Source organism: Bradyrhizobium cosmicum (assembly GCF_007290395.2).
Taxonomy (GTDB): Bacteria; Pseudomonadota; Alphaproteobacteria; order Rhizobiales; family Xanthobacteraceae; genus Bradyrhizobium; species Bradyrhizobium cosmicum.
Map to the genome: position 1 here is coordinate 7229378 of NZ_CP041656.2, position 14355 is coordinate 7243732.

Here is a 14355-nt window from a genome sequence, read left to right on the forward strand (position 1 = left end):
TGACCCAATCAACGTCCACCTCAACCAAATAGTTGCTGCAGTGCAAAATAAAAAGACCGTGTGCTGTCGATCAGCGTGGAATCACGGGAATTCCTGCGGAAATTCGCATGGATTAACCGTAATGCCTCAACTTCGTGCAGATGCGCGGCACATTCACGCCGGAATGCGGTCGAGATCGTGATCAACGCCGTAAACAGCACGGGGAAACGACAAGGCCTGCGCGCGCAGATTGCACAGATTCGATCGCGAAGGACACGGGATACGACTGCGAGGAGAGGGAAGAAGACGCGCATGCCTGCATTCCGTAACGCGGGACACCGCGCGATTGCGTTCACTGTTTCCAGCACGTAGCCTCGCCGCTCAACAAACAGAAAATGACAGCCGGAGAAACCGCCATGGCGCGCCTGAAATTCGGAGCTTTCCTTGCCCCGCATCACCCGATCGGGGAGCATCCGATGCTTCAGTTCCGGCGCGATCTCGATCTGGTCGAGCAGCTCGACGCGCTCGGCTATGACGAGTTCTGGTGCGGCGAGCATCATTCCTCCGGCTGGGAGATGATTGCCTCGCCCGAGATGTTCTTGGCGGCAGCCGGCGAGCGCACCAAGCGGATCAAGCTCGGCACCGGCGTGGTATCGCTGCCCTATCACCATCCCTACAACGTCGCGCAGCGCATGGTGCAGCTCGACCACATGACCGGCGGCCGCGCCATCTTCGGCTCCGGCCCCGGCGCGCTGGCCTCCGACGCGCATACGCTCGGCATCGACCCGATGACGCAGCGCGACCGCCAGGACGAGGCGATCGGCGTGATACGGCGGCTGTTCAACGGCGAGCGCGTCACCGCCAAGAGCGACTGGTTCACCATGAACGACGCGGCGCTGCAGATCCTGCCGCTGCAGGAGGAGATGCCGTTCGTGGTGGCGTCGCAGATCTCGCCCTCCGGCATGACGCTCGCCGGCAAATACGGCATCGGCATCATCTCGCTGGGCTCGATGACGACGCAGGGCCTGATGTCGCTGCAGCAGCAATGGCAGTTCGCCGAGGACGCCGCCAAGAAGCACGGCACCACGGTCGATCGCGCGAACTGGCGCGTGCTGCTGACCTTCCACGTCGCCGAGACCCGCGAGCAGGCCCGCAAGGAGGCCGGCGCCGGGCTGATGCGCTGGCACAACGAATATAATGTCGGCACGCTGAAGCGGCCGGGCCTGACCGCATTCGCCTCCCCCGACGAGGCCGTGGACAAGACCGCGTTCGTCGAGGGCGCCGCCTCCGTCATCGGCACGCCCGACGATCTCGTCAAGATGATCAAGAACGTGATGCAGGTCTCCGGCGGCGTCGGCGCCGTGATCGGCTTCGTGCACGACTGGGCCAATCCGGAAGCCACGCGCCGGAGCTGGGACATGGTGGCCCGCTATGTCGTGCCGGAGATCAACGGCTATACCGACGGCCTGCGCAGGTCGCAGAAATTCGTGATCGAGAACCGCGCGATCTTCGAGCGTGCGGGACAGGCCGTGATGGCCAAGATCATGGAGAACGACAAGGCCGCCGAGGCGCTGAAGGTGACCGGCCCCGGCCGCGTCGCCATTCCCGCCGTCAACGCCCCGGATCTGCAGAAGGAAGCGGCGAAGCGATAGGCTGCGCCGGCGTTACACGCGTAACCACGATCTCGAGCAGGCGATATCGGCCTGTGCTATGCTGACCCGGTCGGCTGGCGCAGGCCGGAATGCTGTCACGGGCCGCGCGCTGTTCGGTCAGCCAACCGGAGCAATCGTCAATGTCGATGCAGAATGTGGCCGCCCCTGCGCTTCAGTTCACCGCACCCAAACGCAACGAGCTGACGCACATCCCCGGCGACGAGGGCTGGCCGGTGATCGGCAAGACCTTTCAGGTGCTCGCCGATCCCAAGGGACACATCGAGGCGAACGCCGCCAAATACGGCCCAGTCTACCGCACCCATGTTTTCGGCGAGACCAATGTCGTGCTGCTCGGGCCCGAGGCCAACGAGCTCGTGATGTTCGACCAGCAGAAGCTGTTCTCCTCGACCCATGGCTGGAACAAGGTGCTCGGGCTGCTGTTTCCGCGTGGCTTGATGCTGCTCGATTTCGACGAGCACCGGCTGCATCGCAAGGCACTGTCGGTCGCGTTCAAGTCCGGGCCGATGAAATCCTATCTGTCCGATCTCGACAGCGGCATCGCCGCACGGGTTGCACAATGGAAGGCGAACCCCGGTGAGATGCAGCTTTATCCGGCGATGAAGCAGCTCACGCTCGATCTGGCCGCGGCGTCCTTCCTCGGCGCGGACATCGGGCCGGAGGTCGACGAGATCAACCGCGCCTTCGTCGACATGGTCGCCGCCGCCGTCGCGCCGATCCGCCGCCCCCTCCCGGGCACGCAGATGGCGCGTGGCGTGGCGGGCCGCAAGCGCATCGTCGCCTATTTCCGCCAGCAGATTCCGCTGCGGCGCGGCAATCATGGCGGCGACGATCTGTTCTCGCAGCTCTGCCGTGCCACCCATGAGGATGGTGCCCTGCTGTCCGAGCAGGACATCATCGACCACATGAGCTTCCTGATGATGGCGGCGCACGACACGCTGACCTCGTCGCTGACGTCCTTCGTCGGCGAGCTCGCCGCCAATCCGGACTGGCAGGACAGGCTGCGGGCGGAGGTCCTTGCACTCGGGCTTGCTCCCGGTGCGCCGAGCAGTTTTGACGATCTCGAAAAGATGCCGCTGTCGGAGATGGCGTTCAAGGAGGCGCTGCGGATCAAGCCGCCGGTGCCCTCGATGCCGCGCCGCGCGATGCGCGACTTCACCTTCAGGGGATTCACGATTCCCGCCGGCACCGCGGTCGGCGTCAATCCGCTCTACACGCACCACATGAAGGAGATCTGGCCGGAGCCTGATAAGTTCGATCCCCTGCGATTCACCGAGGAAGCCCAGCGCAACCGCCACCGCTTCGCCTGGGTGCCGTTCGGCGGCGGCGCGCATATGTGCCTCGGCCTGCACTTCGCCTACATGCAGGCCAAATGCTTCGCGCGGCACTTCCTGCAGAACATCGAGGTCTCGCTGGAGCCAGGCTACAAGCCGGACTGGCAGATGTGGCCGATCCCGAAGCCGCGGGATGGGCTGAGGGTAAGGATGAAGGCGGTGTAGCGCCCACGCCTCTCGTGTCCCGGACGCGCTGCAGCGCTTGCGCTGCTGCGCAGAGCCGGGACCCAAAATCTTGAGACACGTCCACTCCAGAGAGATAGGCCCCGGCTCTGCAGCGCACCGCTGAAGCGCTGCGCTGCGTCCGGGGCACGAGACCTTCCTACGCCCCCTGATCGAAAGCATTGCGCAAGGCCGCCAGGCCCTGCTGCTGCTGGCTCCAGTTGCGGCCGCCGGTGATGGCGCCGTCGATGACGAGGTCGTGGCCGTTGATGAAGCTGGATTCGTCGCTCGCCAGGAACACCGCTGCATGGGCGATGTCGTCGGGGATGCCGGCACGCGGGATCGGCTGGGCGGTCTTGTAGACATCACGCATCACCGCCGGCGTCTTCTCGGCAGCTTCCGTCGACAGGCCCAGCGCCTTGCCGAAAATGCCGGTCGCGATCGCTCCGGGTGAGATCGAATTGACGCGCACGTTGGACTCGCCGAGCTCCATCGCCACGCATTTGGTGAGATGGATCACCGCCGCCTTGGCCGCGCCGTAGACCAAGGACGAGGAAAAGCCAGCGAGGCGGCCGGCAATGCTGCCGTTGTTGATGATGCTGCCCGAGCCCTGCTTCTTCATGAAGGGCGCCGCGTGCTTCATCCCGAGCATGACGCTGCGCACCAGCGTCGCCATCGCCGCGTCGAAGCGCTCGACCTCGAGACCTTCGATGCCGCCGGTCTGCGCCGGACCGCCGGCATTGTTGAAGAGGCAGTCAATCCGGCCGAACTTCTCCACCGCGAGCGCGATCAGCGCCTGCATCTGCGCCTCGACCGTCACATCGGTCTGGCGGAAGAGGCAGTTGGCCCCGAGCTGCTTCGCCAGCGCCTCACCCTCCGGTATACGCCGCCCCGCGATCACAATTTTGGCACCTTCGGCAACGAAGACTTCCGCAGTGCGCAATCCGATCCCGCTCGTCGCGCCAGTGATCACCGCAACCTTGCCGTCAAGCCTGCCCATGGAATCTCCCTGCTCTTGAACGATTTGATGCCAAATGGCCGACACCGATCGATGACGGCGCTGCGACAGTCGGGGTCGCGACGCTCACTATTCCTGCCAGCTATCGACAAGGCAAGCTTTGCTTGCGCATGCGAGATGCGTAACATCCTCGCCCACCTCTCGATTTTCGAGCGCATCTGGCAACCGGGCGGCGCATGCAGAAGCTGATCGAAGAATTCCGCAAGGGTTGGCAGGGCGAGGCGCCGCCATCGCCCGCGCTGGGCATCGCCTTCGCGGTCGCCTGCCTGCTGGTCGCGACGCTGGCGCGCTGGGGCCTCGCGCATGTGCGACCGGACGTCTACTTCACGCCGTACTTCCCGGCGGTGTTCTTCGCCGCGGCGTTCGGCGGCTTGCGGATCGGCATCATCACCGCGCTGGTCGGCGGCCTACTCGGCGTCATCGTCAATTTCAGCGATGTTTTTGCCGATCGGTCCCGGTTCACCCTGCTGACGCTGTATTGGTGCGTCTGCGCCCTCACCATCTGGGGCGTCGAGCACTATCGCACGATGCTGACGGAGCAGCGGCGGATTTCCAAGCGCCTGATCGAGGAAGAGGACTATCGCAAGCTATTGGTCGACGAGCTTCAGCACCGTCTGAAGAACAAGCTGTCGACGGTGCATGCCGTGCTGCATCAGGTGCTGCATGACGAACCGCAGGTCTGGGCCCGGATCGACCCCCGGCTGCGCTCTCTGGCCACGACCGACGATTTGATCTCGCAGATCGACAAAGCGGGCTGCGACATCCGCGACCTGTTGATCGCGGAGCTCGGGCCTTACGGCCATGTCCGCTTCACTCTCAATGGCGACCGCCTGTTCCTGCCGCCGAAGCTCGCGGTCACGCTGTCATTGATGTTTCACGAGCTCGCCACCAACGCCGGCAAATATGGTGCGTTCTCGTCGCCGCGCGGATTGTTGCAGGTGTCATGGACCGTCAGCGGCGACCGTCTGACCATTACCTGGGACGAAACCGAAGGCCCGAGCATCGGCAAGGTGTCGGCGCCGGGCTTCGGCACCAAATTGCTGAAGTCCGCGCTATCGGCGTTCGACGGAAAGACCGAGGTCTCGTATCTGGCGACCGGCCTGCATTGCATCATGCAATGCCGCATCCCGCCAAGCGGCTAGATCCAGTACAAGAGAAACAGCACCGCGCGCCCCGCTCGCGGTTTCGCAAGCGGCGTTGACCCTCTGTTAATGACGATCGGGCGCACGCGTCGCATCGCCGCAAGTTTGCCCCGAAACACCCTCGTATTTCTGCGGACCCCTTAACCAAACCTAAGAGGGAACTGCGCAAGATCGCGTCCATTGCAAAGGCGCGCTGAAACAACAAGATTCATGACTTCTATGAACGACAACAGATACTCCGGCGCGAGCGAAGCCGAACTCGGATTTCTCAAGGAAATCGTTAGAATGCTTCCGGCCGGCCTGACCGTGCAGGACGCGCAAGGCGAGCTTCTGCTGGTTAACGATGTCGCGGCCGCCCAACTCGGCATGGACGGCAGCCGTCCCTCACCCGATCTTGCGCAGCGCCGGGAAGCCTGCCAGCGGGCACTGACCGCCGGCCAGGCTGTCGTCACCGAGGAAGCACTTCACGACGGCGCCGCGCGCCAGGTGCTGCTGACCACACATCGTCCGGTCCGCCTAGCCGGACGCGAGCTCCTGATCTCGGCCTCCTCGGATATCACCGAGCAGAAGAACTTCGAGGACCAGCTGTTCCGGTCGGCCTATTTCGACGAGCTGACCGGCCTGCCCTCGCGGCGCGTGATCGAGCATCGCGCCAACGGCCTGCTGACGCGCGACAGCAAGACTGAACGCTTCGCGCTCGCCTTTCTCGACGTCGACAATTTCAAGCACATCAACGATTATTACGGCCACGCCGTCGGTGACGCGCTGTTGGTCGAGCTGTCGAAGCGGCTCGGACGCGACTTGCGCGAGTCCGACATGCTGTCGCGCATCTCCGGCGACGAATTCCTGCTGCTGCTCTCCCCGATCCAGAGCCAGGAGGAGGTCGCTGAATTCATTCAATCGACGCTGGAGCGACTGACCGCGCCATTCTTCATCGACAATTCGGAGGTCTTCGCCTCCACCTCAGTCGGCGTCAGCCTCTATCCCGATCACGGCCGAACCTTCGAGGCGCTGCGCCAGAACGCCGACATCGCGATGTACCGCATCAAGAACGGCGGCAAGGGATCGGCGGCCTTCTTCGATTCCAGCATGGAGCGCGAGGCCCTGGCGCGGATGAAGATCGAGCAGTCGCTGCGGCTCGCCATCCTGGAAAAACGCTTCTGCTGCGCGTTCCAGTCCAAGGTCGACATCAGGACGCAGGCGGTCAAGGGCATCGAGGCGCTGGTGCGGCTGCGCGACGACGAAGGCGTGATCCAGGCGCCGGGTTCGTTCATCAACCTGGCCGGCGAGCTCGGGCTGATCGACGAGCTGACCCATCTCGTGCTGGCCGAGATCGTCAAGTCGATCGACCTGATCAACGACACCTTTGGCGCGGAAGCCACCATCAGCATCAACGTCGCCGCCAAGCAGGCGGGCAACCCGGAATTCATGCGCAACTTCGCGCAGGCGCTGCAAAACACCGGCTTTCCGCAGCGCTTCATGATCGAGGTGACGGAAGACGCCTTCGTCGCCAAGAACCATTTCCAGTCGGAAATCCTGCCGATGTTCCGCAAGCTCGGCGTCGGCATCTCCATCGACGATTTCGGGACCGGCTATTCCTCGCTCTCGGCACTCGCCGACATCACCGCCGACGAGATCAAGATCGACCGTTCCTTCATCACCGACATCCATAAGCGCCCGCGCAGCCAGGGCATCTTGCGCGCGATCGAATCCCTGAGCGAGGCGCTCGGCATGACCGTGATCGCCGAAGGGCTCGAATCCTACGAAGAGCTCGCCTATCTCCAGGCCGCGACCAAGATCCGCTACGCGCAGGGCTATTATTTCGCCCGGCCGATCTTCCTGGAGGAGCTGAAGCTCGCAACGCCCGCCTCCAGCGAGGCACGGGGCAGCGTCGCCAGCCGCCCGCTGCAGCAGAACCGCCAGAGTTATTCACGGGCGAACGGGTATCGGCGGTAGGGCACGGAGCTGCTCGATCACCCGATAAGCTAATTCCGTCATCCCGAGGTGCGAGTGGCGCGATGCAAGCATCGCGCCGGGAGCCTCGAAGGATGCGCGGCCGAGCTGCCAGCCGGGCCGTCGCCCTTCGAGGGCCCCTGAAGAAGCGGCCACCTCAGGGTGACGGAGATGGATTGCTGGCGCGCAGCTACCGGCGTTAACCCGCCACATCGATTCCCCCTTTGAAATTGCTACTCTTTTGCTAATACAGGCGGACTCCCCCGAGGTACGCCATGCCCTCTGCCCCCTCCGTCAGCGATCCCGCCTATGTCCGCGCAAGGGCGATGGTGACGCTGTTCGAGCGGCTGGAGCATTTGTGCGAGGGCGCGATCGCGATCGATCGCGGCGGGCGGGTGATATACGTCAACGAGAAGTATCTGGCGGCGCTCGGCCTGAAGCAGACGGCGGAAGCGATCGGACGGCCGATCGAGGAGATCATCCCGAACAGCCTGATGCGGAACGTGGCCGAGAGCGGCGAGCCGATCTTGCTCGACATCATGGAGCTCGGCGGCGAGCAGCTCGTGGTCACCCGCATGCCGATCGAGGACGAGGAGCGCAACATCATCGGCGCAATCGGCTTCGTGCTCTACGACCACATCGAGAGCCTGAAGCCGCTGCTCGCGCGCGTCACCCGGCTCGAGAGCGATCTGCGGCTGGCACGGCGGCAACTGTCGCACGCCCGCGCGGCGCGCTTCACCCTGGCCGATTTCGTCGGCACGACACCGGCGATCGCCCAAGCGAAGGAATTTGCCAAACGCGCGGCGCGACAGAGCGTGACCGTGCTGCTCACCGGCGAGACCGGCACCGGCAAGGAGCTGCTGGCCCAGGCGATCCACAATGCGTCCTCGCGCGCGGAGAAACCGTTCGTCAGCGTCAACGTCGCGGCGATCCCGGAGACGCTGATCGAATCCGAATTCTTCGGCACCGCACCGGGCGCCTATACCGGCGCCGACCGCAGGGGACGCGATGGCAAATTCCGGATCGCCGACGGCGGCACGCTGTTCCTCGACGAGATCGGCGAGATGCCGCTGCAGTTGCAGGCTAAGCTCCTGCGCGTCTTGCAGGAGCGCGAGATCGAACCGCTCGGCTCGGACAAGATCACCAGGGTCGATGTGCGCGTCATCGCCGCAACCAATGTGGACTTGCGCAAGCGCGTCAGCGACGGCGCCTTCCGCGCCGATCTCTATTACCGCCTCAACGTGCTCTCGATCGACCTTCCGCCCTTGCGAAGATGCATCGACGATCTGCCTGACATCTGCGCGCGGCTGATCGAGGACATCAGCGCCTCCGGCGATTTCGTCAATGCCAGGATCACGCCGAGCGGGCTTTCGGCGCTCGCACGCTACGATTGGCCGGGCAATGTCCGCGAGCTCCGCAACATCCTGGAGCGCGCGCTGATCCTGAGCGATTCCGGGCGCCTGACCGGCGACGATTTCGTTCACATCCTGCCGGTCAGTGCAGACGTCGCCGCAGCGCCGGCGCCGCGCATGACTGGCTCGGTCCTGCCCTATGCCGAAGCCGAGGCCGAGTTCGAGAAGCAGACGCTCGAACATGCACTGGCCGCCAGCAACGGCCAGATCACGGAAGCCGCGCGCATGCTGCGGATCTCGCGCGCGACCTTCTACAAGAAACTCGCCAAGTTCGGGCTGGCGACCGGATCGCCGCCTGTCTGAGTTTCGAGACAATCCGTGTCCGGAGTCTCGGATTCCCGACAACATGATGCCGACCTTGTCTTTGGCATCGTCAGCGCTTCTGCCGCATTTTCAGCCATTCCAACGCAAAGCTCCGCATCTGGCGCAGAGATTGCTGTAGGCGGCCAGAGGAAACGCATGGGCTGATGCACGACGCGGCGGCGTCCAGACATCGCGAACGTCGCGACGCCCACACGTCAAGAGATTGTCACATGCACCTCATGCAGGCTCTGCCGGAAGGTGGAATTGCAATGTATGCACATGTGTGCAAATCGCTGTGATCAAGGCAGTTCATTCAAGGAGGAACCTATCGTGCGTCGATCGCTCATTCTCACAGCAGCCATCCTCGGCTTGGCCGCGACCACCTCCGCCCGAGCCGACGACCTCAAGGTCGCGCTGATCTACGGCAAAACCGGCCCGCTTGAGGCTTACGCCAAGCAGACCGAAACCGGCCTGCAGATGGGCTTTGAATACGCCACCAAGGGCACGATGACGCTCGACGGCCGCAAGATCGTCGTTATCACCAAGGACGACCAGGGCAAGCCGGACCTCTCCAAGGCCGCGCTCGCCGAAGCCTATCAGGACGACAAGGCGGACATTGCGATCGGCACGACCTCGTCGGCCGCAGCGCTCGCGATTCTCCCCGTCGCCGAGGAGAACAAGAAGATCCTGATCGTCGAGCCTGCGGTTGCGGACCAGATTACCGGCGAGAAGTGGAATCGCTATATCTTCCGAACCGGGCGCAATTCATCGCAGGATGCGATCTCGAACGCGGTCGCGATCGGCAAGCAGGGCGTCACCGTGGCGACACTGGCGCAGGACTACGCCTTCGGCCGCGACGGCGTCGCCGCCTTCAAGGAGGCGCTCGCAAAGACCGGCGCGACGCTCGCCGCGGAAGAATATGCTCCGACCTCGACCACCGACTTCACCGCGGTCGGCCAGCGCCTGTTCGACGCGCTGAAGGACAAGCCCGGCCGCAAGGTGATCTGGGTGATCTGGGCCGGCGCCGGCAATCCGCTGGCCAAGCTGCAGGACATGGATCCGAAGCGCTATGGCATCGAGCTGTCGACCGGCGGCAACATCCTGCCGGCGCTGGCGGCCTATAAGGGCCTGCCGGGCATGGAAGGCGCGACCTATTACTACTACGACATCCCGAAGAATCCGGTGAACGACTGGTTCGTCGCCGAGCACCAGAAGCGCTTCAACGCGCCGCCGGACTTCTTCACCGCCGGCGGCTTCGCCGCTGCGATGTCCGTCGTCGCCGCCGTCACCAAGGCGAAGTCGACCGACACCGAGAAGCTGATCACGGCGATGGAAGGCCTGGAGTTCGACACGCCGAAGGGCAAGATGGTGTTCCGCAAGGAGGACCATCAGGCGCTGCAGAGCATGTATCACTTCAAGGTCAAGGTCGATCCGAACGTCGCCTGGGCCGTGCTCGAGCCGGTCCGCGAACTGAAGATCGAGGACATGGATGTTCCGATTAAGAACAAGCGCTGAGTTGTTCTTCACCTCTCCCGCTTGCGGGAGAGGCCGGGAGAGGGCTCTGTCGTCTTGGGGTTCTCCCGCGGAGACACCCCCTCCCCCGCCCTCCCCCGCAAGCGGGGGAGGGAGCGCAGCGTAGCCGCGGCGATATCCCGATCATCACTTGCCAGACATCCAATGACGCTGACTCTCGAAACCCGCGACCTCACCATCCGCTTCGGCGGCCATGTCGCGGTCAACAACGTCACCTGCACGTTCCGCCCCGGCGAGCTCACAGCCATCGTCGGGCCGAACGGCGCCGGCAAGACCACTTATTTCAACCTGATCTCGGGCCAGCTCCGCGCGAGCAGCGGCAGCATCCTGTTCGACGGCACCGACATCACTCAGCAATCCGCACCGATGCGCACCCGCGCCGGCCTTGGCCGCGCGTTCCAGCTGACAAACCTGTTTCCGAACCTCTCCGTGGAAGAGAACGTTCGCCTCGCGGTGCAGGCCGCCGATGGCACCCATTACGACATGCTGCGGCCCTGGATGGTCCGCCGCGATTTGATCGCCCGCGCCGACGCCATCCTCGACCAGGTCATGCTCGGCAACCGGCGCAGCGTCGCCGCGACCGCGCTGTCGCATGGCGACCAGCGCAAGCTCGAGGTCGCACTGATGATCGCGCTGGAGCCGAAAGTGTTCATGTTCGACGAGCCGACCGCCGGCATGAGCATCGACGAGGTGCCGGTCGTGCTGAACCTGATCGCGCAGCTCAAGCAGGACAGGAGCAAGATCATCCTCCTCGTCGAGCACAAGATGGACGTGGTGCGCTCGCTCGCCGACCGCATCATCGTGCTGCACAACGGGCAGCTCGTCGCGGACGGCCTGCCGGCCGAGGTGATCGCCTCGCCGATCGTGCAGGAAGCCTATCTCGGCGTCGCACCCAAGAACGCCGCAGAGAGCGCAGCATGACCGATCTGCTCAAACTCTCCGGCGTGCACACGCATATCGGCCGCTATCACATCCTCCAGGGCATCGACCTCACGGTGCCGCAGGGGCAGACCACGATGCTGCTCGGCCGCAACGGCGCCGGCAAGACCACGACATTGCGCACCATCATGGGCCTGTGGCAGGCCTCCAGCGGCGAGATCAGTCTCGCCGGTCAGCGCATCGAGAGCCGCGCCACGCCCGACATCGCCCGGCTCGGCGTCGGGTACGTGCCGGAGAGCATGGCGGTGTTCTCCGATCTCTCGGTGAAGGAGAATCTCGTTCTCGCCGCCCGCGACGGGCCGATGGACGACAAGCAGTTGGAATGGATTTTCGGCTTCTTCCCTGCGCTGCGCCGGTTCTGGCTGTCGCGCGCGGGCAGCCTCTCGGGCGGGCAGAAACAAATGTTGTCCATCGCACGCGCCATCATCGAGCCGCGCAAGCTGCTCCTGATCGACGAGCCGACCAAGGGCCTGGCGCCGGCGATCATCGTGGCGCTGATCGAGTGCCTGAAGGAGATCAAGCGCAAGGGCGCGACGATCCTGCTGGTCGAACAGAATTTCTTTGCCGCCCGCGAGCTCGGCGACAACGTGCTCGTGATGGACAACGGCACCATCGTCCATCGCGGCGAGATGGCGGCGCTGGCCGCCGACGTGCCGCTGCAGGAGCGGCTGCTCGGCTTGAGCCTGGAGGCGCATCAGTGACTGAACTTGCCGCAACCGATCCGCTGCCGAAACCGAAGCGCGATCTCGCCCCGATCCTGCTGCCGATCGCGCTGGCGCTGGCGATGATTCCGCTGATCGGCTCGCCCAGCACCTGGCTGACACTGACCGCGGCGAGCCTCGCGATGGGCATGATGATCTTCATCATGGCCTCCGGCCTGACGCTGGTGTTCGGCCTGATGGACGTGCTCAATTTCGGCCACGGCGCCTTCATCGCGGTCGGCGCCTATGTCGCGACGCTGGTGCTGGCGCCGTTCGCGGCCTCCATCCAGGCCGACTCGCTCTGGATCAACCTCGCGGTGCTGGCGCCCGCGGCCCTGCTGTCGATGGCGGTGTCCGGCGCACTCGGCCTGGTCGTGGAGCGTGTGCTGATCCTTCCCGTCTATGGCCAGCACCTGAAGCAGATCCTGATGACGACGGGCGGGCTCATTGTCGCCGAACAGACGCTCTACGCGCTGTGGGGGCCGCAGATCATCCCGATGCCGCTGCCCACCTCGCTGCGCGGCTCTTTCATCCTCGGCGACGTCGCGATCGCCAAATATCGCGTGCTGGCGACGCTGATCGGGCTTGCCGTGTTCATCGCGATCCAGCTCGTGCTCAATCGCACCAAGCTCGGCCTTCTGATCCGCGCCGGCGTCGAGAACCGCGAGATGGTCGAGGCGCTCGGCTACCGCATCCGCCGGCTGTTCCTCGGCGTGTTCATGACCGGATCAGCGCTCGCCGGCCTCGGGGGCGTGATGTGGGCGCTCTATCGCGAGCAGGTCCATGCCTCCATGAGCGACGAGCTCACCGTCCTGATTTTCGTCGTCGTCATCATCGGAGGCCTCGGGTCGATCGGCGGCTGCTTCATCGGCGCGATCCTGGTGGCGATGGTCGCCAATTACGGTGGCTTCCTGGTGCCGAAACTCGCCCTCGTCTCCAACATCCTGCTGATGGTCGCCATTCTGATGTGGCGCCCGCGCGGCCTCTATGCGGTGACCAGCCGATGATGATCCTGTCAGGCGATCCGCCGCGCAGCCGTGTTCTCACCGTCCTCCTCGTCGTCATCATCCTGGCGCTGGCGTTAACGCCGTTCCTGTTCCCGGGCGCGAAGGCGCTGAACGTCGCCGCCAAGATCTGCGTCTTCGCCGCGTTGGTCGCGTCCTACGATTTGCTGCTCGGCTATACCGGCTCGGTGTCGTTCGCTCACACCATGTTCTACGGCATCGGCAGCTACGCCATCGCGATCGCGCTGTACGGGATGGGGCCGAACTGGGCCGCGGTCGCCACGGGCATCGTCGTCGGCCTGCCGCTGGCAGCGTTGCTGGCGCTCGCGATCGGCCTGTTCTCGCTGCGTGTCGCCGCGATCTTCTTTGCCATGATCACGCTCGCGGTCGCCTCCGCCTTCCAGGTGCTGGCTTCGCAGCTGTCCTGGCTGACCGGCGGAGAGGACGGCCGCAGCTTCCAGCTGCCCGAGCTGCTCCGCCCCGGCACGGTGCTGATCTCCAAAAGCCTGTTCGGCTTCGAGATCAACGGCCGCATCCTGACCTTCTACCTGGTGTTCGCGATCTCCGCCCTGATGATCCTCGCCCTGTTGCGCGTCGTGAACTCGCCGTTCGGGCGTGTGCTGCAGGCGATCCGCGAGAATCGCTTTCGCGCCGAGGCGCTCGGCTTTCGCACCGTGTTCCATCTCACCTACGCCAACTGCCTGGCCGCGCTGGTCGCGGCCGGCGCCGGCATCCTGAATGCACTGTGGCTGCGCTATGCAGGCCCCGACACATCGCTCAGCTTCTCGATCATGCTCGACATCCTGCTGATGGTCGTAATCGGCGGCATGGGCACGATCTACGGCGCCATCATCGGCGCCACGATCTTCATCCTCGCCCAGAACTATCTGCAGGCGCTGATGGGCGTCGCATCCAAGGCGGCGTCGGAGGCCGGGCTGCCGTTGCTGCCGGGGCTTCTCCACCCCGACCGCTGGCTGCTGTGGCTTGGACTGCTGTTCATCGCCAGTGTCTATTTCTTCCCGACCGGCGTGGTCGGACGGCTGCGCAGCGGCGGTGGCGACAAGGGCGCCCCGCATTAAGTGGCGATTAATGATGCAGCGCAGCGGTTGTTGCCGGTGTCGCACAACCGCGAGATGATTCCCGCTTCGCGGCATGCGAGCCTGGCCGCGCAACCGGATTAATCCTTAGGTAACTGGCTTTGCTAA

At 64.5% G+C, this 14355-nt stretch carries 12 protein-coding genes; 10 read left to right on the forward strand and 2 right to left on the reverse strand.

All coding sequences use genetic code 11. From position 1 onward, the window contains the following. Positions 1-20: 20 nt before the first annotated feature. A complete protein-coding gene (locus FNV92_RS34370) occupies positions 21-452 on the reverse strand; it encodes a hypothetical protein (protein ID WP_168213224.1) in 432 nt (143 codons plus the stop codon). Here FNV92_RS34370 and FNV92_RS34375 point away from each other — a divergent pair. Both FNV92_RS34375 and FNV92_RS34380 read left to right on the forward strand, forming a co-directional pair. Beyond that, positions 396-1631: an LLM class flavin-dependent oxidoreductase gene (locus FNV92_RS34375; protein WP_015689341.1), complete on the forward strand. Its 1236-nt coding sequence runs from the start codon at positions 396-398 to the stop codon at positions 1629-1631. The genes FNV92_RS34370 and FNV92_RS34375 overlap by 57 nt on opposite strands. 140 nt (positions 1632-1771) lie before the next feature. Continuing rightward, entirely contained in the window at positions 1772-3148 is a 1377-nt protein-coding gene (locus FNV92_RS34380; RefSeq protein WP_143842749.1) for a cytochrome P450, read from the forward strand. 157 nt (positions 3149-3305) lie between these two features. On the opposite strand, the gene FNV92_RS34385 is transcribed toward FNV92_RS34380, so the two are convergent. Next, a complete protein-coding gene (locus FNV92_RS34385) occupies positions 3306-4145 on the reverse strand; it encodes an SDR family NAD(P)-dependent oxidoreductase (RefSeq protein WP_143842748.1) in 840 nt (279 codons plus the stop codon). Positions 4146-4339: 194 nt separating this feature from the next. On the opposite strand from FNV92_RS34385, the gene FNV92_RS34390 reads away from it, so the two are divergent. From FNV92_RS34390 to FNV92_RS34425, 8 genes are all read left to right on the forward strand, one after another. Continuing rightward, on the forward strand, positions 4340-5305 hold the full coding sequence (locus FNV92_RS34390; RefSeq protein WP_143842747.1) for a sensor histidine kinase: 966 nt from the start codon (positions 4340-4342) through the stop codon (positions 5303-5305). 219 nt (positions 5306-5524) lie between these two features. Continuing rightward, positions 5525-7261, forward strand: coding sequence for a putative bifunctional diguanylate cyclase/phosphodiesterase (locus FNV92_RS34395; RefSeq protein WP_168213413.1), 1737 nt, complete (start codon positions 5525-5527; stop codon positions 7259-7261). 272 nt (positions 7262-7533) lie between these two features. After that, entirely contained in the window at positions 7534-8973 is a 1440-nt protein-coding gene (locus tag FNV92_RS34400; RefSeq protein WP_143842745.1) for a sigma-54 interaction domain-containing protein, read from the forward strand. Positions 8974-9303: 330 nt separating this feature from the next. Further along, on the forward strand, positions 9304-10488 hold the full coding sequence (locus FNV92_RS34405; RefSeq protein WP_143842744.1) for a substrate-binding domain-containing protein: 1185 nt from the start codon (positions 9304-9306) through the stop codon (positions 10486-10488). 162 nt (positions 10489-10650) lie between these two features. Next, positions 10651-11427 carry an ABC transporter ATP-binding protein gene (locus tag FNV92_RS34410; protein ID WP_143842743.1) on the forward strand — a complete coding sequence of 259 codons (777 nt, stop codon included), beginning with the start codon at positions 10651-10653 and terminating at the stop codon, positions 11425-11427. Next, a complete protein-coding gene (locus FNV92_RS34415; RefSeq protein WP_143842742.1) occupies positions 11424-12146 on the forward strand; it encodes an ABC transporter ATP-binding protein in 723 nt (240 codons plus the stop codon). The genes FNV92_RS34410 and FNV92_RS34415 overlap by 4 nt, the downstream gene beginning before the upstream one ends. Further along, positions 12143-13153, forward strand: coding sequence for a branched-chain amino acid ABC transporter permease (locus FNV92_RS34420; protein ID WP_015689350.1), 1011 nt, complete (start codon positions 12143-12145; stop codon positions 13151-13153). The genes FNV92_RS34415 and FNV92_RS34420 overlap by 4 nt, the downstream gene beginning before the upstream one ends. Continuing rightward, positions 13150-14229, forward strand: a complete 1080-nt coding sequence (locus FNV92_RS34425) for a branched-chain amino acid ABC transporter permease (protein WP_186355510.1) — start codon at positions 13150-13152, stop codon at positions 14227-14229. The genes FNV92_RS34420 and FNV92_RS34425 overlap by 4 nt, the downstream gene beginning before the upstream one ends. Positions 14230-14355 lie beyond the last annotated feature (126 nt).

Bases quoted from the DNA above. Each gene is read 5' to 3' on its own strand.
- FNV92_RS34380 (WP_143842749.1), top strand. From the start codon at position 1,772: ATGTCGATGCAGAATGTGGCCGCCCCTGCGCTTCAGTTCACCGCACCC.
- FNV92_RS34395 (WP_168213413.1), top strand. From the start codon at position 5,525: ATGAACGACAACAGATACTCCGGCGCGAGCGAAGCCGAACTCGGATTT.
- FNV92_RS34390 (WP_143842747.1), top strand. From the start codon at position 4,340: ATGCAGAAGCTGATCGAAGAATTCCGCAAGGGTTGGCAGGGCGAGGCG.
- FNV92_RS34400 (WP_143842745.1), top strand. From the start codon at position 7,534: ATGCCCTCTGCCCCCTCCGTCAGCGATCCCGCCTATGTCCGCGCAAGG.
- FNV92_RS34415 (WP_143842742.1), top strand. From the start codon at position 11,424: ATGACCGATCTGCTCAAACTCTCCGGCGTGCACACGCATATCGGCCGC.
- FNV92_RS34410 (WP_143842743.1), top strand. From the start codon at position 10,651: ATGACGCTGACTCTCGAAACCCGCGACCTCACCATCCGCTTCGGCGGC.
- FNV92_RS34370 (WP_168213224.1), bottom strand. From the start codon at position 452: ATGCTCCCCGATCGGGTGATGCGGGGCAAGGAAAGCTCCGAATTTCAG.
- FNV92_RS34375 (WP_015689341.1), top strand. From the start codon at position 396: ATGGCGCGCCTGAAATTCGGAGCTTTCCTTGCCCCGCATCACCCGATC.
- FNV92_RS34425 (WP_186355510.1), top strand. From the start codon at position 13,150: ATGATGATCCTGTCAGGCGATCCGCCGCGCAGCCGTGTTCTCACCGTC.
- FNV92_RS34385 (WP_143842748.1), bottom strand. From the start codon at position 4,145: ATGGGCAGGCTTGACGGCAAGGTTGCGGTGATCACTGGCGCGACGAGC.